General features: G+C 70.2%; 19 protein-coding genes and 1 pseudogene. 10 read left to right on the top strand and 10 right to left on the bottom strand.

The annotated features are described in order from the left end of the window. A pseudogene (locus AOK09_RS12005) lies at window positions 1-324 on the bottom strand (DNA polymerase III subunit beta); the annotation flags it as partial. Between the two features lie 864 nt (window positions 325-1188). Then, window positions 1189-3252 (bottom strand): chromosomal replication initiator protein DnaA, encoded by a 2064-nt coding sequence (gene dnaA / locus AOK09_RS12000; RefSeq protein ID WP_055587148.1) that lies wholly within the window; start codon window positions 3250-3252, stop codon window positions 1189-1191. 424 nt (window positions 3253-3676) lie between these two features. Between dnaA and rpmH the strand changes: the two genes are divergently transcribed. From rpmH to AOK09_RS11955, 9 genes are all read left to right on the top strand, one after another. Beyond that, window positions 3677-3814 carry a 50S ribosomal protein L34 gene (gene rpmH / locus AOK09_RS11995; protein ID WP_003975051.1) on the top strand — a complete coding sequence of 46 codons (138 nt, stop codon included), beginning with the start codon at window positions 3677-3679 and terminating at the stop codon, window positions 3812-3814. A gap of 21 nt (window positions 3815-3835) precedes the next feature. Continuing rightward, window positions 3836-4267 (top strand): ribonuclease P protein component, encoded by a 432-nt coding sequence (gene rnpA / locus AOK09_RS37650; protein WP_079062976.1) that lies wholly within the window; start codon window positions 3836-3838, stop codon window positions 4265-4267. Then, the gene (gene yidD / locus AOK09_RS11985; RefSeq protein WP_055587146.1) at window positions 4264-4593 is read left to right on the top strand and encodes a membrane protein insertion efficiency factor YidD; all 330 of its coding nucleotides are present in this window, start codon (window positions 4264-4266) and stop codon (window positions 4591-4593) included. Before rnpA ends, yidD begins: the two co-directional genes overlap by 4 nt. Window positions 4594-4595: 2 nt before the next feature. Then, window positions 4596-5747, top strand: a complete 1152-nt coding sequence (gene yidC / locus AOK09_RS11980; protein WP_055587145.1) for a membrane protein insertase YidC — start codon at window positions 4596-4598, stop codon at window positions 5745-5747. A gap of 47 nt (window positions 5748-5794) precedes the next feature. Beyond that, window positions 5795-6337, top strand: coding sequence for a Jag family protein (locus AOK09_RS11975; protein WP_055587144.1), 543 nt, complete (start codon window positions 5795-5797; stop codon window positions 6335-6337). Between the two features lie 152 nt (window positions 6338-6489). Further along, window positions 6490-7266 (top strand): 16S rRNA (guanine(527)-N(7))-methyltransferase RsmG, encoded by a 777-nt coding sequence (gene rsmG / locus AOK09_RS11970; protein WP_055587143.1) that lies wholly within the window; start codon window positions 6490-6492, stop codon window positions 7264-7266. Window positions 7267-7862: 596 nt separating this feature from the next. Next, on the top strand, window positions 7863-8858 hold the full coding sequence (locus AOK09_RS11965; protein ID WP_055587142.1) for a ParA family protein: 996 nt from the start codon (window positions 7863-7865) through the stop codon (window positions 8856-8858). Beyond that, entirely contained in the window at window positions 8855-10003 is a 1149-nt protein-coding gene (locus AOK09_RS11960) for a ParB/RepB/Spo0J family partition protein (RefSeq protein ID WP_055587141.1), read from the top strand. The genes AOK09_RS11965 and AOK09_RS11960 overlap by 4 nt, the downstream gene beginning before the upstream one ends. Window positions 10004-10398: 395 nt before the next feature. Continuing rightward, window positions 10399-11016, top strand: a complete 618-nt coding sequence (locus AOK09_RS11955; RefSeq protein ID WP_055587140.1) for a GNAT family N-acetyltransferase — start codon at window positions 10399-10401, stop codon at window positions 11014-11016. A gap of 121 nt (window positions 11017-11137) precedes the next feature. Here the strand turns inward: AOK09_RS11955 and trxA are convergent, their stop codons facing one another. The 7 genes from trxA to AOK09_RS11920 form a co-directional block, all read right to left on the bottom strand. Continuing rightward, window positions 11138-11470, bottom strand: coding sequence for a thioredoxin (gene trxA / locus AOK09_RS11950; RefSeq protein ID WP_055587139.1), 333 nt, complete (start codon window positions 11468-11470; stop codon window positions 11138-11140). A 150-nt stretch (window positions 11471-11620) separates the two neighbouring features. Beyond that, on the bottom strand, window positions 11621-12604 hold the full coding sequence (gene trxB / locus AOK09_RS11945; protein WP_055587138.1) for a thioredoxin-disulfide reductase: 984 nt from the start codon (window positions 12602-12604) through the stop codon (window positions 11621-11623). A gap of 114 nt (window positions 12605-12718) precedes the next feature. Next, entirely contained in the window at window positions 12719-13756 is a 1038-nt protein-coding gene (locus AOK09_RS11940) for an anti-sigma factor family protein (protein ID WP_055587137.1), read from the bottom strand. Further along, complete coding sequence (gene sigM / locus AOK09_RS11935) at window positions 13753-14559, bottom strand: RNA polymerase sigma factor SigM (RefSeq protein WP_079062975.1); 807 nt, start codon at window positions 14557-14559, stop codon at window positions 13753-13755. Before sigM ends, AOK09_RS11940 begins: the two co-directional genes overlap by 4 nt. A gap of 81 nt (window positions 14560-14640) precedes the next feature. Continuing rightward, a complete protein-coding gene (locus AOK09_RS11930) occupies window positions 14641-16401 on the bottom strand; it encodes a protein kinase family protein (RefSeq protein ID WP_063795930.1) in 1761 nt (586 codons plus the stop codon). A gap of 543 nt (window positions 16402-16944) precedes the next feature. Then, window positions 16945-19188 (bottom strand): murein biosynthesis integral membrane protein MurJ, encoded by a 2244-nt coding sequence (gene murJ, locus AOK09_RS11925; RefSeq protein WP_055587135.1) that lies wholly within the window; start codon window positions 19186-19188, stop codon window positions 16945-16947. Window positions 19189-19227: 39 nt separating this feature from the next. Then, window positions 19228-21672 (bottom strand): DUF6049 family protein, encoded by a 2445-nt coding sequence (locus tag AOK09_RS11920; RefSeq protein WP_055587134.1) that lies wholly within the window; start codon window positions 21670-21672, stop codon window positions 19228-19230. Window positions 21673-21961: 289 nt separating this feature from the next. Between AOK09_RS11920 and AOK09_RS11915 the strand changes: the two genes are divergently transcribed. Next, on the top strand, window positions 21962-23458 hold the full coding sequence (locus AOK09_RS11915) for a CCA tRNA nucleotidyltransferase (RefSeq protein ID WP_055587133.1): 1497 nt from the start codon (window positions 21962-21964) through the stop codon (window positions 23456-23458). Between the two features lie 70 nt (window positions 23459-23528). Here AOK09_RS11915 and AOK09_RS11910 read toward each other — a convergent pair. Beyond that, window positions 23529-24266: LppU/SCO3897 family protein (locus AOK09_RS11910; RefSeq protein ID WP_217698421.1), on the bottom strand; the 738-nt coding region annotated here is incomplete at its 5' end.

The following is a 24266-nucleotide window of genomic DNA, read 5'->3' as shown; positions in this document are numbered from 1 at the left end:
GGTGGGGAGGGTGAACCGGGAGGAGCCGCAGACCACGCTGACCCGGACCCCGTCGGTGGAGATGTCCACAGGCCTGTTGGGAAGTGCCCGGGAGATGTCGGCGAGCAGCCGGCCGGACACCAGGACGGTGCCGGCCTCCTCGGCCTCGGCCTCCACCTCGACCCTGGCGGAGACCTCGTAGTCGAAGCCGGACAGGCTCAGCCTGCTCTCCTCCGCCGTCAGCAGCAGGCCGGCGAGGACAGGCACCGGCGGCCGTGCGGGGAGGCTGCGCGCAGCCCAGGCCACGGCCTCTGCGAGGACGTCACGCTCCACCCGGAACTTCACCGGTCACCGCCTCCTGATGCTCCTGCTGTAGGCGCGCCGCCCATCCCCACCCTGTGGGCTTCCCGGTGGGCCGGCTCGCTCCTGTTGCCGGAGAACAGTCTGACGCACTCCGCCGACACCCGTGGCATACGGGCCGGACTGGCGGTGAACAGGTGTCGGATTGCCGTCGTCCACAGATCGGCGCCCCACCCCCTGTTAGACGAAGCATCGGGGGATCTCTAGGTAGTGGTAGTAGTAGGGCCTGTGGATTAGGTGGATAACCCCGTTTGCCCAGCTCAGGCCCACTTTTTTATCCACCGGGGCTGTGGGTGGAGCCGTGGATGAACCGGCCCGTTCTGTGGATGGCTGAAGTTTCCCCACAGCGCTTCCACAGTTGTCCCCAGGTTCTCCCCAGCACTGTCCCCAAGTTTTACCCAGGTTTCCCACCGACCACACCTCCACATCCGTGTGACCGCTTTCACACGGACCGGTGAAGTCGGCGTTTTGCTTGTCGAACTGTGGACGTCGCTGTGGAGAAGCTGGGGACAACCACCCTCGTCCTGGGGACAGCCCGTGGACAACTCTGGCGCCGTGTTGACGCCCTCTCAGCCGTCCACAGCTTGTGGATGCTCGCCGCCCACAAGTACACAGGCTGCTGAGCTGGAGCTACGAGCCTACCGCCGGGCCTCCTGTGGAGGAGATCTGGACAACTCGGCAGTCCCCAGGATGTGGACAGTCGAGAATGCCCAGTCCTGTGGACTTTCCGGCATCCCCTCGTACCTGTTCGAATTACCGCGCATCCGTGCGAGCCGGGGAGCGGGCACAGAAAGACAGTGGGGCGCCGGGAGAACACTCCCGGCGCCCCACTCTCGGGCTATTCCGCGGTCAGCTCTTGATGCGGTTGGTGAGCTCGGTGACCTGGTTGTAGATGGACCGCCGCTCGGCCATCAGCGAGCGGATCTTACGGTCGGCGTGCATCACCGTGGTGTGGTCCCGGCCCCCGAACTGGGCGCCGATCTTGGGCAGCGAGAGGTCGGTGAGCTCACGGCAGAGGTACATGGCGATCTGCCGGGCGGTCACCAGCACCCGGCTCCGCGAGGAGCCGCAGAGGTCCTCCACGCCCAGCCCGAAGTAGGCGGCCGTCTGCTCCATGATGGTCTTCGCGGTGATCTCCGGGCCGGCCTCCTCGCCGCCGGGGATCAGGTCCTTCAGCACTATCCCGGTGAGTTCCAGGTCCACCGGGGCCCGGTTGAGGCTGGCGAAGGCGGTGACCCGGATCAGCGCACCCTCCAGCTCGCGGATGTTGCGGGAGATCCGCGAGGCGATGAACTCCAGCACCTCCGGCGGGGCGTTCAGCTGCTCCTGGATCGCCTTCTTCCGCAGGATCGCGATCCTGGTCTCCAGCTCGGGCGGCTGGACGTCGGTGATCAGACCCCACTCGAAGCGGTTCCGCAGCCGGTCCTCCAGGGTGACGAGCTGCTTGGGCGGCCGGTCGGAGGAGAGCACGATCTGCTTGTTGGCGTTGTGCAGGGTGTTGAAGGTGTGGAAGAACTCCTCCTGCGTCGACTCCTTGCTCGCCAGGAACTGGATGTCGTCGACCAGCAGGATGTCCATGTCGCGGTAGCGCTTGCGGAAGGCGTCCGCCTTGCCGTCCCGGATGGAGTTGATGAACTCGTTGGTGAACTCCTCCGAGCTCACGTACCGCACCCGGGTCCCCGGGTACAGGCTCCGCGAGTAGTGCCCGATGGCGTGCAGCAGGTGGGTCTTGCCGAGGCCGGACTCGCCGTAGATGAAGAGCGGGTTGTAGGCCTTGGCGGGCGCTTCGGCGACCGCCACCGCCGCCGCGTGGGCGAAGCGGTTGCTGGCACCGATGACAAAGGTGTCGAAGAGGTACTTGGGGTTCAGCCGGGCAGCGGGCTCGTCCTTGCGCGGGGTGCTGCTTCCAGCCGGGCCGCCGGGCACCGGATGCCCGCCCGGCCCCTTGGGCACCGGGGCGCCGGAGGGCGGCACCACGGGGCCCGCGGCCGGCCTGGCCGGGCCGCCGTCCACCGGGCGCTCGGGATGCTGGCGCCCCTCGCCCTCGCCTGCGGCACCCCGGCCGCCGGGGCGCGCGGTCTCGCCGTACTCGCCGCCCAGCAGGTCGCCCTGGGTGCCTCGGGTGTCCCGGGACACCTCGGGCGGCAGCTGGCGGAAGCCCTCGGGAGGAGTGGAGGAGCGATCCGGGTGCGGCGGCCACTCACGCGACCGGCTCTCGGCACCGGGCCACTCACCGGGCGCCCGGTCCGGGGTGTCGCTCTCGTAGCCGCGGCGGTCCTGCGGATAGGAGGGGTCGCCGTAGCCCGGAGCGGAGGTCCAGTTGTTCTGCTCCGACCATCCGGGTCGCTGCTCGTACGGGGCCGGTCGCTGCTCGTACCCGCTGTCGTAGCGGCGCTGTTCGTAGCCGTTCTCGTACCCGCTGTCATAGCCGCCGCGCGGACCGCCGGGCGTCCAGCCGCTCCAGGAACTCTCCTGCGCGGGCTGGCCGTGGCCCTGCCAGCCGCCGGCTTCGCCGCCGGGGCCGGACCGGTAGTCGCGGTCCTCCCGGTAGTCGCGCTCCTCGCGGAAGTCGCGGTCCTCGCGGAACTCCTGGCGCGCCGACTCGGACTCGGCCCGCTCGGGGGCGGGCGCGGCAGCGGGAGGCGTCGCATTGGCGTCGACCATGACGGCGATACGCACCGGACGGCCGAACTCGCCGCCCAGGATCTCGGTCAGCAGCGGCAGCAGCCGCCCCTCCAGCACCTGTTTGGCCCGCTCGTTGGGTGCGGCCAGCAGGGCGGTGTCGTGCATCATCCACATGGGCTGTGTGCGTCGCAGCCACATCTTGTCGCTGTCCCCGACACTAGCGTCGTCGACCAGCCGCTCGACGACCTTCGCCCAGGCCGGGGCAAGGTCGCTGTTGACATCAGCCACTGGTGCACGCTTTCTCGTTCCACCGCTGGGGGTGGTCTTGGTCGGGGACGCTTGACCCGCGGACGTGTGGGTCAACGGTAGGCGGGGAATGCAGAGAGGTTCTGCAACGGTAATCAGCCGCTGCGCCTTGCGACAAGTTGTTGTCCACAGGCTGTGTACAGCGGGGCCCGGCCGGTCCGGGCCGATGCCCGCGGCGGCGCGCCCATCACCCGGTTTGACCCATGGTCCCCCGTCCGCGTACCGTAACCAGGTCGAGTTGTCGATGGCCGCTGCCGCATGCCCGCGGGTCAACCGCTTCTACCAGGCGCGCAGCACGGGCGCCGTGGATCACCTTGTTCGTCGAGGTGAAGAGGAGATCGCGCGGACGCACGGTGACGGCCAGGCGACGCCCCGCCACCCTACGATTGATCCCTGGAGCCCCCGAGTGAGCAAGCGCACCTTCCAGCCGAACAACCGCCGCCGCGCGAAGACCCACGGGTTCCGGCTGCGTATGCGCACCCGTGCCGGCCGCGCCATCCTGGCGACTCGCCGCAGCAAGGGCCGCGCGCGTCTGTCGGCCTGATCCGTTTTACAGGGTCATGCTGTGCTGCCCACCGAGAATCGGCTGAGGCGGCGCCAGGACTTCGCGACCGCGGTGAAACGCGGACGCCGTGCCGGTAAGCCACTTCTCGTCGTACACCTCAGCCGAGGTGCGGCGACAGGCGGCCCGGACGGCGGACGGAACGACTTCGGCCCGCACTCGCCGAGGGAGACTGCTCCCCCGGCGCGTGCGGGTTTCGTCGTGAGCAAGGCTGTCGGCCCCGCGGTGGTCCGCAATCTTGTCAAGCGTCGTCTGCGTCACCTTGTCCGGGAGCGTGTGTCGCTGCTTCCCACAGGTAGCCTGATAGTGGTACGCGCGCTGCCCCCGGCGGGGGCGGCGGACTACGCGGACCTGGAGCGCGACTTGGACGCAGCCCTTCGCAGGCTGCTCAGGACGGAGACGACAGCCATCGGGCCGACGGGAGCAGGGCGATGAAGTACCTGCTGATGGGGCTCATCCGGGTCTACCAGTGGACCATCAGCCCGCTGCTCGGACCTGTGTGCAGGTACTACCCCTCCTGCTCGCACTATGGCTATGAGGCGATCCGGGTGCACGGAGCCGTGAAAGGCACCGGCCTCACCGCCTGGCGGATCCTGCGCTGCAATCCCTGGTCCCCCGGAGGTGTGGACCATGTACCGCCGCGCAAGCGGCCCGTGTGGCACCAGCGGCTGCGCGGTGCCATGGCCGCCCCGCAAGCGGACCCCCAGACTTCCAGCCGTGCCGAGAGCCCGGCGCCCACACCCAACGCCGGAGGAGCCTGAACGTGTGGAGCTTTCTTAATCCCCTCTTCACCGCGGTTTCCTGGATCATCGTCCAGTTCCACACGCTGTACAGCCATGTCTTCCACCCCGACAGCGGATGGGCCTGGGGCCTCTCGATCGTGTCGCTGGTGGTGCTGATCCGGATCTGCCTGATCCCGCTCTTTGTGAAGCAGATCAAGGCGACCCGGGCCATGCAGGCGATCCAGCCGAAGATGAAGGCCATCCAGGAGCGCTACAAGAACGACCGGCAGCGCCAGTCCGAAGAGATGATGAAGCTCTACAAGGAGGCGGGCACCAACCCCTTCTCGAGCTGCCTTCCCATCCTGGTGCAGTCGCCGTTCTTCATCTCGCTCTACCAGGTGCTGAACCACATCGCCCATGGTCAGACGGTCGGTGTCATCAACCAGAGCCTGCTGACCAGCGCCAACAAGGCGCACATCTTCGGTGCCCCGCTGTCGGTGAAGTTCACCGACTCGGCGGACAAGGTCAGCGCGCTGGGCGCCTCCCTCACCGATGTCCGTGTCGTCACGGTCACGATGATCATCCTGATGTCGCTGTCGCAGTTCATCACCCAGCGCCAGCTGATGACCAAGAACGTGGACCTCACGGTCAAGACGCCGTTCATGCAGCAGCAGAAGATGCTGATGTACGTCTTCCCGGTCATGTTCGCCGTCTTCGGTATCAACTTCCCGGTCGGTGTGCTGGTGTACTGGCTCACCACCAACGTCTGGACCATGGGCCAGCAGCTCTTCGTCATCCGCCGCAACCCCACCCCCGGCAGCGCGGCCTGGAAGGAGCGCCAGGACCGGCTGCGCAAGGCGGGCAAGCTCAGCGCGGACGGCACCGTGGTGAAGGGCGGCATCACCTCCCTGGTCAAGGGCGGCAAGTCGGAGACGGCCGAGGCGGCGGCGGAGCCCGCCCAGGTGGTCCGCCAGCAGCCCAAGCGGCAGACCAAGTCCCAGCGGCAGCAGACCTCCACCGCGGGCAAGCCCTCCGTCGGTACCGCGAGCGATGCGGGCAAGGCGGGTTCCGGTACGGCGGAGACCGGTGGTACGGGCAGTGGCAAGGCGTCGACCGCCGACACCAAGCGATCCGGGCAGCAGGGCAAGCGGACCCCGCAGCCGGCCGGACAGCGGCCCAAGAAGAAGTCCTGACCGGCACCCCCTGAACGTTGTCCCCTTTTCCCCGAAGGAGTTCCTCCGTGACGGAAGGCACCACCTCCGCTGCTGCGGACGCCCCCGCACCCGCTTCTGCATCCAAGAACGATCTGATCGCCCAGCTGGAGCAGGAGGGCGAGATCGCGGCCGACTACCTCGAGGGTCTGCTGGACATCGCCGATCTCGACGGTGACATCGACATGGACGTCGAGGGCGACCGTGCGTCGGTGTCCATCGTCAGCGAGGGCAGTGGAGCTCAGCGCGGTCTGCAGCGGCTGGTCGGCCAGGACGGTGAGGTACTGGAGGCGCTCCAGGAGCTGACCCGGCTGGCAGTGCACCGGGAGACCGGAGAGCGCAGCCGGCTGATGCTGGACATCGCGGGATTCCGGGCACGTCGCCGGGCGGAGCTGACCGAGCTGGGCAGCAAGGCCGCCCGGGACGCCAAGGAGAGCGGCGAGCCGGTGAAGCTGAGTCCGATGACCCCGTTCGAGCGCAAGGTGGTCCATGACGCGGTGGCCGCCGCCGGCCTGCGCAGCGAGTCGGAGGGCGAGGAGCCGCAGCGGCGCGTTGTCGTGCTGCCGGCCTGAGGCAGCTGACCGACACTGGACATGACGTGCACGGTGACGGCCCCGTCCGCCTCGCGCGGGCGGGGCCGTTCTGCTGTAGCGGCGGGTCGGAGGATGTTTCACGTGAAACAGCACGATGGGTCGGTGCGTGCACGGTGAGGGAAGAGGCTGGGATGGAGACAGGTACGCCGGCCACGGCGCCCGGGGAGGGACTGCCGGAGGCGCCGCCCGCGGCCCGGACGGTCTTCGGGGAACGCTTTGAGGCGGCGGTGCGCTATGCCGAGCTGCTGGCCTCCGCGGGGGTGCAGCGCGGTCTGATCGGGCCACGGGAGGTGCCTCGGCTCTGGGAGCGCCATGTGCTCAACTGCGCGGTGCTGGCCGAGGTCGTCCCCGAGGGGGTCACCCTCTGCGATGTCGGTTCGGGTGCGGGTCTCCCGGGGATCCCGGTGGCACTGGCCCGCCCGGATCTCTCGGTGACACTGCTGGAGCCGTTGCTGCGGCGGACCAACTTTCTGGAGGAGGCCGTCCGGGACCTCGGCCTCTCCAATGTCACGGTGTTGCGGGGGCGGGCCGAGGAGATGATCGGCAAGGTCTCCGTGGACGTGGTGACGGCCAGGGCGGTGGCCCCGCTGGATCGCCTGGCAGGCTGGGGGCTCCCGCTGCTGCGTCCCTATGGGGAGATGCTGGCGCTCAAGGGGGACTCGGCCGAGCAGGAGCTGTCGGAGGCCCGTGGGGCGCTGACCAAGCTGGGCGCGGTGGAGTGGTCGGTGGTACGGGCCGGTGCGGGGACCGTGGAGACCCCGACCCATGTGGTCCGCGTCCAGGTGGGTGAGAGTCCGGGCGGCGTGCGGGCCGCGACCCGGCGGGCCAAGGCTGCCCGGGCGGGCCGGACGGTCGGCGGTGTCCGGGGTTCTGCCGGTGGACGAGGGGGCGGACGCCGCCGCCGTTGAGGTTGTGGAGTGGTCCCTGAGGGGCGGTAGCCGGTTCTCCGGCCGCCGCCCCCGATGTTTGCCCCGGAGTGTCGCTACTTCAGATATGCGACAAAACGGGCATGGTGTTTCACGTGAAACGTCGATCCCTGCTTCCAGGAATTCTGAGTCGCAGTAGGGCTGCGGACTTCGAGCCCCCGTCCGTGATGGGCTCGGGCGCCCCTCCGAGTGAAGATCCGGTTGCGGAAGGAGCGGATGGTCCACAACCCGCACCGAAGCGGCCGCGGCTGCGCGATGATGCCTCGAAGACCTCAGTTTCCGCTGCGCACTCTTCCGACCTCCCCGGTTTCGCCGTTCAGAACGGACGGGGTGGCGGTGACCGGCCCGGAGAGGGGAGCCGACCCTTGCAGTCCGATGTTCACGGCGCTCAGCCGACGACCGACTCCATGGATCCAGCCGCTGCGGCCGCTCTGTGGTCCGGCCGGAGGACCGATCCCCTGCCGGGCCCCCGGGTGGAGGTCCATCCCGCGGGTTCCATGCCTCTGCAGCCGGGCGTGACCCCCGAAGCCCTGTCCCCCATGCACAGCGTCGATGTTTCACGTGAAACACTGGCGCGCATGCAGGATGCCGAGACTCCCCCGCCGATCGACGTCGGGCCCGTTGTCGACACCCCCATCGGGCGGGCAGCCCAGCTTGCCGTGGAGGCGCTGGGCCGTACCGGAGAGGGGCTGCCGAGGCCGGCGGAGACCCGAGTCATCGTGGTCGCCAACCAGAAGGGCGGTGTCGGCAAGACGACCACCACGGTCAATCTCGCTGCGTCGCTGGCCCTCCATGGCTGCCGGGTGCTGGTGGTCGACCTTGACCCGCAGGGCAACGCCTCCACCGCCCTGGGCGTCGACCACCATGCCGAGGTGCCCTCGATCTACGAGGTCCTGGTCGAGGGCAAGCCGCTGGCCGATGTGGTGCAGCCCGTGGTCGAGGTGGAGGGACTGTTCTGTGTCCCCGCCACCATCGACCTGGCCGGTGCGGAGATCGAGCTGGTCTCCCTGGTGGCCCGGGAGAGCCGGCTGCAGCGTGCCATCGAGGCCTATGAGCAGCCGCTGGACTATGTCCTCATCGACTGCCCGCCGTCGCTCGGCCTGCTGACCGTCAACGCCCTGGTCGCCGGCCGCGAGGTACTGATCCCGATCCAGTGTGAGTACTACGCGCTGGAGGGCCTCGGTCAGCTGTTGCGCAATGTGGAGCTGGTGCGGGCGCATCTCAACCCCGAACTGCATGTCTCCACCATCCTCCTCACCATGTACGACGCACGGACCAGGCTGGCCGCGCAGGTGGCCGAGGAGGTGCGCAGCCACTTCAGCAAGGAGGTGCTGCGCACCGCGATCCCTCGGTCGGTGCGGATCTCGGAGGCCCCGAGCTACGGCCAGACGGTTCTCACCTACGATCCGGGTTCCAGCGGCGCGCTCTCCTATCTGGAGGCCGCCCGGGAGCTGGGACTGCGTGGTGTCCCGGCGGCCGGGGCGGAGGGGGCCGCAGCTGATCGGCAGGACTACGGAGTCGGCATGCAGGCCGGTTCGGTGGAGGGACAGAGCACGATGGAGGGCAACCGGTGAGTGGTCGCAGAGGTCTGGGCCGAGGGCTCGGAGCGCTGATTCCGCCAGCTGCGGGTGAGGTGGAGCCAGGGCGGCCGCAGGGTCAGCAGCCGGGGTCACAGGGTCAGGCCCTGCCCAATGGACGGACGCTGATCTCTCCCGGAGCGGCATCGCCTACTGCGGTGCCGGTGCTGCCCGCCGACCGGGGCACGGTGGCGGCCAAGGTGGCTGCTGCCGAGGCTTCCCGGACGGGCGCCGCCCCCACTGTGGCCGAAGCTCCGGTGACGCCCGAGCCGTCGGTGGAACTGGCCCCCGTCGCCGGCGCCCGGTTCGCCGAGCTCCCGTTGGATGCCATCACCCCCAACCCCCGGCAGCCTCGTGAGGTCTTCGACGAGGAGAAGCTCCAGGAGCTGGTGACCTCCATCAGGGAGGTCGGTCTGCTGCAGCCGGTGGTGGTCCGTCAGACCGGCACCGACCGCTATGAGCTGATCATGGGTGAGCGGCGCTGGCGCGCTTCCCGTGAGGCCGGTCTGGAGTCGATCCCCGCCATCGTCCGGGCAACCGAGGACGAGAAGCTCCTGCTGGACGCCCTCCTGGAGAACCTGCACCGGGCAGAGCTCAATGCGCTGGAGGAGGCGGCAGCCTATGACCAGCTGCTGCAGGACTTCGGATGCACTCATGAGGAGCTGGCGGACCGTATCGGCCGCTCCCGGTCGCAGGTCTCCAACACCCTGAGGCTGCTCAAGGCGTCCCCGGTCGTCCAGCGCAAGCTGGCCGCAGGGGTGATCTCGGCGGGTCATGCCAGGGCGCTGATGGCGCTGGACGATCTGGAGGCCCAGGAGAAGCTGGCCTCCCGGATCAATGCCGAGGGACTCTCGGTGCGCACCGTGGAGGAGATGGTGCGCGGTATGGGCCAGAGCCGCAAGCGCTCCGGCACCCGTCCCGGAGGCCGGGTCTCCCCGGCGTTCGGGGAACTCGCCACCCGGCTCTCCGACCGCTTCGAGACCCGGGTGAAGGTCGAGGTCGGGCAGCGCAACGGCAAGATCGGTAAGGGCAAGATCGTGGTCGAGTTCGCCTCGGTGGAGGACCTCAACCGCATCCTGGACAGTCTGGCCCCGGGTGAGAACTCGCTGCGGAGCGATGTCCGGGAGCACGACGAGGGATAGGTCCACCAGCGGAGACGACAGGGCCGGTCCGGACAGACCACGAGGAGCTGCTCCCCGTGGAACCGGAACCGGCCCTTTGTCATGGGCTCACACGGGAGCGATCCGACGGCACGCCATATCGGGGCGGCGGCACGGCTCGATAGGATGCCGCCGGGCCACGGGAGGACTGCGACAGCCACTGCCCTGGAGGGGACATGCATGCCTTGTCGCGAACGGCACTGCTGGGTATCGGGCTGGGTCTGGGTGCGTGCGGTGGATTCGTCGGCGGCCTCGTGCACGACCGGCTCCGTATGTCCTGGACGCCCCGCCGGATGCCGCACCACGCCCGGCCTGTCGGGCTCTCGGCAGGCGCGGCTGCTTGCGTTCCGCGGGGACTCCGCGTGAGGGTATGAGACATGGGACGCAGGATTGCTCCGCTGACACTCGACAATCTCTCGGACCTGCCCGTCACCTGTCGCTCCTGTGTCTTCTGGGAGTTGGATCCGGTGAGCGGGGAGGCCGCGGTCAAGAGCGGCAAGCCGGAACTGGAGAAGGAGTCCTGGATTTCAGGCGTCCTGCTGGACTGGGGCTCCTGTGGTCGGGTGGTCTATGTGGACGATGCGCCTGTGGGCTTTGTGCTGTACGCCCCGCCGGCCTATGTCCCCCGGTCGCTGGCCTTTCCGACCAGTCCGGTCTCCCCGGACGCCGTGCAGCTGATCACCGGACGGGTGCTGCCCGGCTACCAGGGTCAGGGACTGGGCCGGGCGCTGGTCCAGACGGTCGCCAAGGATCTGGTGCGGCGCGGCTTCAAAGCCATAGAGGCGTTCGGGGACGCCCGTTGGGAGACCCCGGGATGTGTGCTGCCGGCCGACCATCTGCTGGCCGTGGGGTTCAAGACGGTACGGACCCATCCCCGCTATCCGCGGCTGCGGCTGGAGATGCGATCCACGGTCTCCTGGCGAGGGGATGTGGAGGTGGCCCTGGAACGTCTGCTGGGCGGAGCCCGTAAGGAGCCGGCGCTCCGTCCGCTCTAGCGGACCACCGGGTGCAACGAACGGGGCCGGATCTCCGCTGTGGAGATCCGGCCCCGTTCGTCTGCTGCGCCAGGCGATGCCGGCCGATGTGCCGACGGCCGCTGTACTACTGGCCGCTGTACTACTGGCCGATGAACTCGGCCAGGTCGCGGAGCAGCGCAGCCTTGGGCTTGGCGCCCACGATGGTCTTCACGACCTCGCCGCCCTGGTAGACGTTGAGGGTCGGGATGGAGAGCACACCGTACTTGGCGGGCACCGTCGGGTTGGCGTCAATGTCCAGCTTGGCGATGGTGATCTGCTCGCCGTACTCGGCCGCGATCTCCTCCAGCGCCGGGGCGATCTGGCGGCACGGGCCGCACCAGGCAGCCCAGAAGTCCACGAGGACAGGCTTGTCGCTCTTGAGGACCTCGGAATCGAAACTGTCATCCGTCACATGGATGGTGGCGCCGGCCACGGGAACTCCTAGAGGGGTGTCGGGAAACGCGGTGATGAGGTGAGCCCGGGGTGGCTCGGAGATCTCACATGGAACAACAAACGGTGCACCCGATCTGTTTCAGGCGCCACTGGAGCCGTTCTCGCTGTTTCACGTGAAACATGAGCCGTCTCAGATGGCGACTGCGGTCTGCTCCGGCTCGGCGGTGTGCTCGGGGGCGGTGTCGGCCAGCGCTGCGAGGTAGCGCTCGGCGTCCAGCGCGGCGGAGCATCCCGTACCGGCGGCGGTGATGGCCTGGCGGTAGGTGTGGTCCACGACGTCTCCTGCGGCGAAGACGCCCGCCAGGTTGGTGCGGGTCGACGGGGCGTCCACCTTGAGGTAGCCCTCGTCGTCCAGCTCCAGCTGGCCCTTGAACAGGTCGGTCCGAGGGTCATGGCCGATGGCGATGAAGAGACCGGTGACGGGAAGCTCCCGGGTCTCGCCGGTCTCCGTGTCACGCAGGGTCAGTCCGGCGAGCTTGGGGTCGCCGTGGATGGACTCGACCGTGCTGTTCCAGGCGAAGCTGATCTTCTCGTCGGCGAAGGCCCGCTCCTGCATGGCCTTGGAGGCGCGCAGGGTGTCGCGGCGGTGGACCAGGGTGACCGTCTTGGCGAAGCGGGAGAGGAAGGTCGCCTCCTCCAGCGCGGTGTCACCGCCACCGACGACGGCGATGTCCTGGTCGCGGAAGAAGAAGCCGTCGCAGGTGGCGCACCAGGAGACACCGCGGCCGGAGAGCTCGTCCTCGCGGGGCAGCCCCAGCTTGCGGTGCTGGGAGCCGGTGGTGACGATGACGGCCCTGGCGCGGTGGACGGTGCCCGCGGAGTCGGTGACGGTCTTGATGTCGCCGGTGAGGTCGACCTCGACGATGTCGTCGGGGACCAACTCGGCGCCGAACCGCTCGGCCTGGGCCCGCATGTTGTCCATCAGGTCGGGGCCCATGATGCCGTCGCGGAAGCCAGGGAAGTTCTCGACCTCGGTGGTGTTCATCAGGGCACCGCCGGCGGAGACCGCGCCTTCGAAGACCAGGGGCTTCAGGGAGGCACGTGCCGTGTAGAGAGCGGCCGTGTAGCCCGCAGGCCCGGAGCCGATGATGATCACGTTACGGACGTCGCTCACTGCATCTCCTGGTTCGCATCGCGGCCCCGCGAGGTCTGCGGGAGGGCGGTCTGCTCCGCCGCCCGGGACAACGGTTCCCTATCTTCTCGCATTCCCAGAAGACGGCGCGCCACCTCAGTGCTTGGAGACTCTGCGATGCAGCTTCACCGTGCCGGGTGTGGAGGGGGCGGTGAGCTCGCAGGTGGAGTCGATGAGGAAGACTTCGAGGTCGTCACTGCTGTCGCCGTCCAGATAGACCACCACCCCGACCGGATCCCCCTCGAAGGTGCCGATGTCGGTGGCGACGGGATCGTCGCCGTCGTGGCCGGTGGCCTCCAGTACACAGCCGGGCAGGGAGGGGGTTGCCGCCCCCTGGGGGGTAGCCGCACCGTTTTCCGGTGTCCCGGCAGCCCTGAACGGGGCACTGGAACGCGGGCCGGCCGAGGGCTCGATCTGGTCGCTCACCAACTGCATGATCTGCGGCCCGAGGTTCTCCACGGTGTAGGTGGTACCGCTGCCCGCGGCATCGGGGGCAGCGGCGCCCTGGCGTCCGGACTCCTTGAGGGAGTGGGGAGCGATGACCGATGAGTCCTGCCTGCCTGCGGCGGTGTCGGCCTTGGAAGCGGCCGATGCCCCCGCGCCACCCGAGGAGAGGCCGTGAAGCAGCACTCCGCCGAAGCCGACGGCTGCCGCCAGTGCGGCCGCGGAGACCAGGGTCCGCACGAGCCGGCGCCGCCGGGCGGTCCTTCCGGGACCTCCGGCGCCGGGACCCCCCGTGGGACGGGTTCGATCCCTGGGCGCGCTGTTGTCCGAACCTGGTGCCAGGCGCAGCGGGGCTGCGCTGTCACCGCAAGGCGCCTCGGTGGTCCGCGACGCCTCCGCTGCCAGGGCGGCGTCGATACCGCTTGCGACATCCGCGGGGATCCCGGGCTGCTCGATCCGGCCGAGCAGGGAGCGGATCTCCAGCAGCGCGTCATGGCTGTCTGTGCACTCCGCGCAGTCGGCCAGATGGGTGCGGAGAGCTGTTGCGGCCTCTGGATCGAGAAGCTCCTCGACCAGGTCGGAGATGTCCTCGACGGTCGGGTGGCCGTCGGCGTAGGGGGCTCCGGCAGCGGGAGCAGAGCCGTCGAACGGCGGGTTGGTCGGGCCGATGCCCGATGTACTCGAAGTCATGCGGGCGCTGCACCTCCTTCTGCGGTCATCTCTCCGGCCATGTCCCCGGTCGGGAGCGCTGGGCTCCTCCCTGGGACGGTTCCGCCTGCCGGGAGGTTCCCCGACCCGGCGCGACGGCGTGTGTCCTGGAGTGGAGCCTTGGGCTGAGGCGATGTTTCACGTGAAACATCGAGCACTGTTTCACGTGAAACAGCCGGTGGGCCGTCGCCCTGGGCGGCACGCAGATGCTTCAGCATGGGCAGCAGCCGGGCACGTCCCCGGGCGCAGCGGCTCTTGACCGTTCCGACCGGCACGCCGAGCATCTCGGCTGCCTCCGCCACGGGGTACGCCTGCATGTCGACCAGCACCAGAGCGCTGCGTTGTTCGGCGGGCAGGGCGGCGAGCGCCGCAGCCAGCTCATGACGCAACTCGCTGCGGACCACCGGTGCGTCGGCGGCCTCGTCGGTGCCGAGCAGGGCGTCGAAACCCCTGCCCTCCTCCTCCAGGGGTGTGGTCCGCCGGGAGGCGGAGCGGCGTGCTCGGTCCAGGCAGGCGTTGACCACGATGCGGTGCAGCCACGTGGTGACGGCTGAGCGGCCCTGGAAGGTGTGAGCGGAGCGAAAGGCGGAGACCAGTGCGTCCTGCAGGGCGTCGGCCGCCTCCTCGCGGTCGCCCAGCGTCCGCAGTGCGACCGCCCAGAGCCGGTCGCGATGGCGGCGCACCAGTTCGCCGAAGGCATCGGCATCGCCGCCCACATGGCGGGCGAGGAGTTCGGCGTCGGAGAGCGACAGGGCGGCGTCAGTGGACGGCTCCGAGCCTTCCATCAACACCTCCCCCGCCCTCGGACCGGCTTCATACCTTGCCAGGCCCGGAGCCGTTCGTCAGCTCCGGCCCCCCTGCGAGTGTCAGCCGAGGACCTGGATCTCGGAGATGCCACCGCGGTAGGTGCCGCCCCCGGGCTGCTCAGCCGGGAGCTCGGTGATGTGGATGAGGACGTAACGCGTTCTGACCGGAGACTTCAGCTCCACGTTCAGCTGCGAACCGGTGGTGGCGGAGTCGCGCAGCACCGTGGGGAAGTCGGCGAGACGCTGCGGATCGGAGGCACCCTCGGAGGCCGCCCTGACGTCCACCTGCTGGCCTGCCACATACATGGTGGCCTTGACCTCGGAGATGGACTTCACGCTGCCGAGGTCCACCACGATGCCGCTGCCCTGGGCGCGCTGCGGCCGGTTGCCGAAGTTGGGCTGGCCCTTGTACTGCGCGGTGACCCAGGCGGTCGAGGCGCTGCCGTCGTACGCCAGCGGGACCTTCTGCGCCTCTATGGGTTCCGACAGCGGGGAGAACTCGGCGCCACCCTTGATCGCCAACGGTCTGGCGGGGGTCTGCTGCCGGGGGCCCGAGCCGTTGTTGACCTCGGCGGAGTTGCGGCCGACGTCGGAGCCGCCGTCGTCCTGCCGGCGCAGATGGTCGGCCAGCCCCCAGCTGCCGAGCCCGAGGGCGGCCAGCAGCAGCACCGCGGCGCTCCAGCGGACCGCACGGCCACCCCGGGAGCGCCGTACCGGCGGTGCCTGCGGCGGCACCACCGATGCCATGGGAGAGGGCACCGGAACGGGGGCCGGGCTCTGGAACGCGGACCTCACCGGGCCGGCGGGCTTGGGATAGACGGGAGGCGGATAGACGGCCGTGACCGGCTCGGGTTCGGGCTGCCGCACCTTGGGCATCAGCGCGATGGCCTTTGCCAGGTCCTCTGGTGTGGTGAGGGGGTCCAGATGCCTCGGGGGCTCGTCGCACAGAGCCTGTACGGCGATCTCCGAGAGGCCGCGGTGCACCCCTGCGCGGACCTGGTCCGGGGGAACGCAGCCGATCTGGCGGGGCATGCCCTGGAGGTCGTACTTGTCCTCCGGGTAGGGCCAGCGGTGGCAGAGCGCCGCATACAGCAGCGCCCCGATGGCCTTGGTGTCGTCCCGTTCGGCGTTGTCGTCGTTGAGCCCGTGCAGGGCGGCGTCCACGGCGATCCCGGTGATCCGGAACTGACCGCTGTCGGTGCGCAGGACGCACTTGGGGGTCAGCCGGAGATGGGACTGCCCGCGGCGGTGGGCGGCTGCCACCGCATCGGTGACCTGGCGGACCATCTGGTAGGCGTCATAGGGCTCCATCGGCCCGGCCGTGAGGAGGGTCGCCAGGTCGGTGGCGTCCGGCAGCCACTCCCGGATGATGTAGACCAGGTCGCCGTCGGTCACGGCATCGAGGACCTGTACAAAGCGTGGATCGCCGAGCAGCGCTGCCGAGCGGGCGGCGGCGAGTACGGCGCGGGAGCGCTCATGTCCGGCGGCGAGGAGGTGGATGCCGACTGCGCGGCGGAGCTTCTCGTCGACGGCACGCCAGCTGGTGAAGACCCCGGCCTGGGAGATGCACTCCTCCAGGCGGTAGCGGCCGGCGACCTTGTCGCCGCTGTGGCGCACCGGCGCGGGGAGCAGGGGGGCCACCGGTGCGTCGGCGGTAGCGGCCGGGGCCGCCGTGACCGCGGTGGTCGTGGCCGAGGCCGATGCCTCAGGGCCGGGTGTGTCCGCCGTCGACGTGACCCCGGCGGACGGGACCGTGGCGAGCGCCTCGGGATCCGAGGCTTCGGCGGCCGGCTCGTCCGAGTCCGAGGCGGACTCCGACACGGGCTTGGAGGCGGGCTTCGGGGTGGAGGGGGTTTCCGCGGCCGACGCCCCGTCCTCGTCGGGGGAGCCCTCGGAAGCCTCCGGTGCGGTCTCTCGTACGGCGTCCTGTGCGGTGTCCTCTACGGCGTCGATCTCCTGGGTCTCGCCGGACGTCACCGCCGCTGCTTCGTCCGAGCGGGTGGACTGCTGATGCCGACTGCCGGGGGTGGTCCGTCCGTCGCCGTCGCCGCCGGGAGCGGCAGCGGACCCACCCGCGCCGTCCTCGGCCACCACGTCGACGGCGGCCCTGCTGCGATCCGCCACCGTCGTCCTGCCTCCCCTTGCATCGCCCCGGATGAGTACAAAGCCGTCCAGGGACAATTGTGCCCAGTCTTCCCTACCCGAGTACGACCGGTGGGAGGACGTGAACGTTGCCCCGAAGGGGCCGGAAGCCTCCCGCCGGACGGTTTTGCGGGCCGAAGGAGATCATCCCGGTCACAGCCCCTGCAGTGCAAAGGGCCCCGGGACCGTCTACCCGGTCCCGGGGCCCCCACGCAGGCCGATTCAGCGGCCGATGCGGCCCCGCACCATGCCGACCATGGAGTTGACCTCCTCGATCCGCAGCTTGCGGGCGGCCACGACGAAGACGGCCAGCTGCACCACGGCGGCGACCACCAGGGTGAGCAGATCGCCGAACCAGCCGGAGACCACGCTGGAGGCGAGAAGTGCCACCGCGATACCCGCCGCGGCCGCCGGGAGGCATGCGACCAGCAGCCGGTTGTACGTCCGCCCGATCCGCCGGCCGTCGAGTTCGCCGACGCGGCGCTTGAGCTTGGGCACCGCCACCATCACGCCCACCACATAGGCCAGGCCGTAGACCGCGGCCATGCCGGTGACCGCCCACTGGCTGGGCAGCAGCAGATAGCAGAGCGCCGAGGCGACGGCGTTGGTGGCGGCGACCCAGACGGTGTTGGAGAACGGGGTGCGGGTGTCCTCGTAGGCGTAGAAACCGCGGAGCAGCACATACTGCGCGGAGTAGGGGATGAGGCCCAGGGCGAAGGCGGAGAGCATGTAGCCGATCTGGCGGCCTCCGCTGTGACCGCCGAAGCCGTAGATCACCGAGCCGATCCAGGGGCCCAGGGTGAGGAAGAGGAAGGCGGCGGGGACCACTGCCACGGCCGAGGTCCGCAGGCCGTAGGAGATGTCGTCACGGACCGCGCCTGCGTCTCCGTCGGAGGCGGCGCGGGAGATCCTGGGGAGCACGGCGCTCATCACGGAGACGGTGATCACCGCCTGCGGGAGCTGCCAGATCAGCTGGGCGTTGGAGAACGCGGCCAGGCCGACGCCCTGGAAGCCGTGCTTGCTGGCGACCTTCTCCGCGGCGGTGGCCAGCTGGGTCACCACCAGGAAGCCGGCCTGGTTGACCAGGACGAAGAGGAAGGTCCAGCGGGCCAGCCGGGCCGCGTGGCCCAGACCGTGACCGCGCCAGTCGAAGCGCGGCCGGTAGCGGAACCCGGCGGACCGCAGATAGGGAACCATCGCCAGAGCCTGGACGACGAGACCCAGCAGGGTGCCGATGCCCAGCAGCCTGACGCCCTCGGGGGAGATGGTCTGGGGGCTGACGTGGGTCCGCCCGGCGCTGCCGAAGGCCCAGATGTACATCCCGAAGGTGAAGATCACCACGACGTTGTTGAGGACGGGGGTCCACATCATGGCGCCGAACCGGCCGCGAGCGTTGAGGATCTGGCCCATGACCACGTGCACGCCCATGAAGAAGATCGTGGGCAGGCAGTACCGCGCCAGCGCGACGGTGGTTTCGGCGCTCGCCGGGTCCTGCATCAGCGAGGCGGACACCATCCGGACGAGGATCGGTGCGCCCACGACGGTCACGAAGACCACGCCGGCCAGACCGACGACGACCAGAGTGAGCAGGCGGTTCGCATAGGCGATTCCGCCGTCCTCGTCGCTCTTCATGCTGCGCACCAGCTGCGGTACGAAGACCGCGTTGAGCGCGCCACCGCCGACCAGGATGTACAGCAGGGTGGGAAGCGTGTTGGCGGCCGTGTAGGAGCTGCCCATGGTGCTCACGCCGATGGCTGCGGCGATGACCATGGTGCGGAGGAAGCCTGTTCCACGTGAAACAAGGGTGCCCGCCGCCATCACGGCGCTGGAACTCAGCAGCCCTGAGACCTTGCCCCCGGCCTTGGGAGCGGCGGCGGCGCGGGCCTCCTCCTCCGCCTCCTCCTCCAGCGGCGGCTCCACGGCGATCAGCGGCACCGTGCCGGTGTTCTCGGCGTTGCTGTCGCCGGCGGCCTCGCCGTACCAGTTGGGGGCGTAGTCCTCGCCCGGCACCTCCTGCTGCTGCCTGGGGCCGCCCATCAGACCGTCCATGCCGACGTACTCGGTGGTCTCGCTGTCCCACGGCGAGCCGGGCTGCTGCGGCTGGTACTGCTGCGGGTACGGCGGCTGCTGCGCGGCGTAGGGGTCCTGCCCGGGGTAGGGACCCTCGGCGGCGGGACCCTGCGGCGCATAGGGCCCCTGGGCCGCGGGACCCTGCGGCGCATAGGGCCCCTGGGCCGCGGGACCCTGCTGGGCGCGGGGGTCCCGCCCGAGGTGCTCCTGGCCGCCGTAGGGGGCGTAGGGATCCTGGCCGTAGCCCTCCTGGGCATAGGGCTCCTGCGTATACGGGTCGTAGGCGTAGGTCTCCTGGAGGTACGGGTCGGGGGTCTGGCCCGGGGCCGGGGCGGCCGCGCCGGGTCGGCCCTGCGGGACGCGGCCCTGTGCTCTGTCGTCGCGCGGCGCGCTCATGCCACCTCTTCGCTGGTCAGGTATTGATGCCGGCGGGAATCAGGGTCCCACCTTCTCATTCCGGGCCGTCTGTTCCGGGCCGTCGGCGCCGTCCACAGAGGCATCCTGCTGAGCGCCGCCGCCGCCCTCGACGGTACCCGGGCGCCCCTGGACGGTGTCGGAGTCAGGATCCGGACGACCCTGCGGGGACGCCGGGGCCTCGGGGTCCGGTTCCGGCCCCGCATGGCCGCGCTTCTTGCGCTGGAGGTAGATCCGCACACCCGCCAGCAGCGTCAGCAGCAGCCCACCGGCGATCACCCAGATGACACCGCTGGTCACATCGGTCACCTCCAGGTCGAAGGAGACCGGAGCGCCGTAGGGCTTGGGATCGGCCCCGGTGGTCCACAGCTGCGCGGTCATCCTGACCGGCCCGTTGGCCGATGCCTTGGCCGGGAAGCGGACCGACTTCTTCAGCTCGCTGAGGACGCTCAGCTGCGCGGGGGTGGGCTGGTAGACGGTGAGCCGGGTGGCCGACGCCGACGTCAGTCGCACCTCAAGATTGGTGACCGTCTGGCTGAGGCTGTTCTCCACACTGACCTGGATCATCCCGGAGTCACCGGACAGGGTGGTCGAGCTCTTGTCCACCAGCCGTACCGCGGAGCTCAGCGTCTGCAGATAGTCCGCCACACCCTCCCGGTAGCTGTGGGCGGTGGTCCGGTCCGTCCGCCAGGCGGTGGACATCGAGCGCAGTATCGCCGCGCTGAAGGGGTCACGGACCCGGTCGGGCGAGACCAGGATCTGCATCAGCAGGTCCAGCTGGCCCTGGGTGCCCATGGAGCGGCTCAGAGCCCAGTGGCTGAGCTGGGTGGTCCGGGCCGCCCTGGGGTACCGCGCGGCGGCCGGCACCTTGGTGTCCGCATGCGGGTCGGCCGGGGCCTTGGCCACCGTGCCCAGGGTGGCCTGCGAGACCCACTGGCCCTGGGTGGCCTTGCCCATCGCCTCGGCCAGGGTGTCCGCGGCGTTGGCGGAGAGGTTGCGCGGCGGCATCACCAGGAGGCTGCGCTGGTCGTTCGGCTGCTCCAGGGTGATGGTCAGGGTCTCGGCGAGGAACCGCTGTACCGCGAGGGCCCGGGCCTGGGGGGTGCTCAGGGCCCCGCTGAAGATGTTCGACAGGGGTGCGTCGGAGACCACGGCGTGCAGCCCCTTGCCGATGGACCGGGCCGCGTTGACAGTACTCGTGACCGTGTCCGACTCGGGCATGTCGGTGCCGTTCACCAGCAAGGTGGTGCCGCCCGCGGTACGGGCGGTGGCCACCACCTGGGGGTCGACATGGCCCTCGTAGGGCCAGGCGACGTCGGAGCGGGCGTCCGTGCCGAGCCGGTAGTCGGTGGTCACGGAGCCCGCGGTGGTGGCCCGCTTGAGCGCGGTGGGGAGGCCTGCGACGCCACTGCCGTTGTGGGCGATCGAGGCCAGGTCCGGGTCGCTGTACGGCAGCGAGACGACCTCGTCGCCGTGGGCCGCGGTGCGCAGGGACTCCAGCCAGGCGCTCGCCTGCCCTGACCCGGTTCCGGGATCGGTGTTGTCCGTGGTGGCGGCCTTGCCCTCGGTGCCCTTGTGCTGGACCCGGTAGGCCTTGGACATGGTGGCCGCGGTGTCCAGGACGTCCCCGTCGACGACCCAGGTCGCCTTGGCCAGGCTGCTGCCCGCTGCCACCACCTCGTACAGCCGCCCGCCGGGGGCCATGTCCGCGGCGAGCTGCTCGCTGCGCAGCACCGGGGTGAGGGAGTCCGCCTCGCCCGGCAGGGACTGCGGGACCGTCTCCGGGGTGGCGGTGACCGGCCACACAGTGGCGATCTGCGTCTTCCTTATGTCCGTGGGCAGCGGGTAGTACGGCAGATAGGTGCGGGCGATACCGAGCGTCACCGGGAGGGGGGTCACGGCCGAGGTGCTGCCCTTGACGTCGACGGCCAGCTCGTAGACGCCCGTGGAGCGGCTCCCCGGCTGGATCAGCTGCGACGCCGTGGCGCTGACCTTGAACGAGCGCCTGGCACCGGGCGCCAGGTCGGAGAGCGTGGTGCCGACGCCGGGGACCTCCAGGCCGTCGGAGGTCACGGGGTCGGTGCGCTGGGAGAGGGCGGCGATCTCACTGCGGGTCCGCAGCGGCTGCCCGACACCGGTGCGCAGACCGACGTGGGCGTTGCGCACCGGCTTCCTGCCGCCGTTGTACAGCGTGCCGGTGACGGTGACCTTGGTACTTCCCGAGGCGACGTAGGTGGGGGAGACCGAGCTGATGGACAGGGCCACCGGAAAGGCGGCGGACGGCTTGCTGGCCCCCGGCGGGGTGACCTTCCCGCTGCCGGCCGCGCCGGCTGACCGGGGTGCCGCTGCCGCCGCCTGCGCGGGGGCTGCGGTGTGTGCGGTGCCCGCCTGGGCCGCGGGAGCGCCCACGGCGCCCCCGAACAGCACCAGTGCACAGGCCCCCGCCAGAGCGGCCGCCCGGCGCACCGGCCCGGTTCTCCCACCCGGCCGCAGGCCGCGGCCAGGCCCCCCCGCGTACCGTGCTGCCTCGCCCACGCGCCTCGCCCTCGCCGTTCTGATCGCTGTCACCGGTCTCGTGCCGTACGTGTTCTACAGGGTGCCGCGCCCAAGTCGCGTCCTGGCATGGTAACGACGCCGCGGGGGCCCCGGTGCCGCGGCCTGTGCCGCCCGAGGCGGCCCCCGGGGCGGTGAACAGGGCGGCGGGGCAGGAAACGGGGCGGCACGGTGACGCCGGGGGCACGTACCCTTGTGAGTCGTGCCTAACGTCAACGCTCCCAGCAACACCGCCCCGGCCGCCCCGGCTGCTGCTCCCGTCCCCGGCGCCCTCAGCGCGGCGCAGGCAGGAGGCGTCCAGGAGATGCTGCAGGTCAATCCGGTCGCCGTCGACATCGCCAACCGCTTTGCCGCGGCAGGCTTCCGGCTCGCGCTGGTCGGCGGTTCGGTACGGGACGCACTGCTCGGCCGCCTCGGCAACGACCTCGACTTCACCACCGACGCGCGGCCGCAGCAGGTGCTCAAGCTGGTGAAGGGCTGGGCGGACGCGGTCTGGGACGTCGGCATCGCCTTCGGCACGGTGGGTGCCCGCAAGGACACCGCGGACGGCAGTTTCCAGATCGAGATCACCACCTACCGCTCCGAGGCCTACGACCGCACCTCCCGCAAGCCTCAGGTGACCTACGGCGAGACCATCGAGGAGGACCTGGTCCGCCGGGACTTCACGGTCAACGCCATGGCGCTGGACCTGCCCGGAGAGGTCTTCATCGACCCCCACCTCGGCCTGGACGACCTGGCCGCCCGGGTGCTGCGCACTCCGGGCACCCCGGAGGAGTCCTTCTCCGACGACCCGCTGCGGATGCTGCGCGCCGCGCGCTTCGCCGCCCAGCTGGACTTCGACGTGGCTCCCGAGGTGGTCGCTGCCATGTCCGCGATGGCGGAGCGGATCACCATCGTCTCGGCCGAGCGGGTGCAGGCGGAGCTCAACAAGCTGGTCCTGGCCGCCCACCCGCGCAAGGGTCTGCGGCTGCTGGTGGAGACCGGGCTGGCCGACCATGTGGTGCCGGAGCTGCCCGCGCTGCGGCTGGAGCGGGACGAGCACCACCGCCACAAGGACGTCTACGAGCACACCCTCACCGTGCTCGACCAGGCGATCGCCCTGGAGACGGACGGCCCCGACCTGGTGCTGCGGCTGGCGGCGCTGCTGCATGACATCGGCAAGCCGCGCACCCGCCGCTTCGAGTCGGACGGCAAGGTCTCCTTCCACCACCATGAGGTGGTCGGCGCCAAGATGACCCGCCGGCGGATGCAGGCCCTGAAGTACTCCAAGGAGCTCACCGAGGACGTCTCGCGGCTGGTGGAGCTGCATCTGCGCTTCCACGGCTACGGCAGCGGGGAGTGGACCGACTCCGCCGTCCGCCGCTACGTCCGCGACGCGGGGCCGCTGCTGGAGCGCCTGCACAAGCTGACCCGCTCCGACTGCACCACCCGCAACCGCAAGAAGGCCGCCGGGCTCTCCCGCACCTATGACGCCCTCGAGGAGCGCATCGAGCGGCTACGGGAGCAGGAGCAGCTGGACGCCATCCGGCCCGACCTGGACGGCAACCAGATCATGGAGATCCTGGGGATCCAGCCGGGCCGGGACGTCGGCCGGGCCTACCAGTACCTGCTGGAGCTGCGGCTGGAGCACGGCCCGCTGGAGCACGAGACGGCCGTCGCCCGGCTCAAGGAGTGGTGGGCGCTGCAGCAGGAGTCCTGAGACTCGCTGCGCCCCCTGCGCCAGCACTGCGGCCCCGCCCGGAGGCGGGGCCGCAGTGCTGTCCCGGGGCCTACTTGCGGTTGGGTGCCAGGCAGAGCATGAACTTGGAGGTGCCCTGCTCCTGGTAGTAGCCGGCCGTGGCGCCGTTGCCGCACTTCTCGACGTCGGTGGTGCCGCTGAGCCGGTCCACGACCTTGTAGTCGGCGTCGGCACTGCCGCAGTCGACGACCGTCACATCGGGGTTGCTGCTGGTGCCGCTGTTGTGGATGCAGTCGCCGACCGAGGCGTACTGCGGGTCCTGTGCCGCGCCGGTGACCCCCGCGATCACCGCCACGACCAGGAGCACCACCGGCAGCAGCAGAACCCAGGAGCCCGGGCGGGCGAAGATCGGCTTGCCGGGGTTCATCGGAGTGCCGGGTGCGCCGGGCATCGGCGGGGGCAGCTGGTTGATCTTCGACCGCTGCGGGATGTTGATCAGCATGGTGATCGGGTTGATGACGGCGGAGGCGATTCCCCACCAGCCCTGCCAGAGGCTCTTGCTGGTCATGTCCCGGTGTGCGGCGATCCCGCAGGTCCGGCAGAACGGCCCCTGGAGCTTGAGGAACCGCATGATGACCAGGAACCCCTGGTGGCCGCGGATGGTCGCCTCGACCGCGGGCACCGAACCGCAGAAGCGGCAGGTGGGTCCGTAACCCTGCGGCATGGGCGGCGGGAAGCCGGGACCGGGCATCGGAGCGGCACCCTGCGGCGGCGGAAAGCCGTACCCGGGGGCGGGGGCCTGTGGCGGCGGAAAGCCGTACCCGGGGGC

The organism is Peterkaempfera griseoplana (genome assembly GCF_001418575.1).
Lineage (GTDB): Bacteria > Actinomycetota > Actinomycetes > Streptomycetales > Streptomycetaceae > Peterkaempfera > Peterkaempfera griseoplana.
Note: the sequence above shows the minus strand (reverse complement) of the source record. Positions and strands in the feature narration are given on the sequence as shown.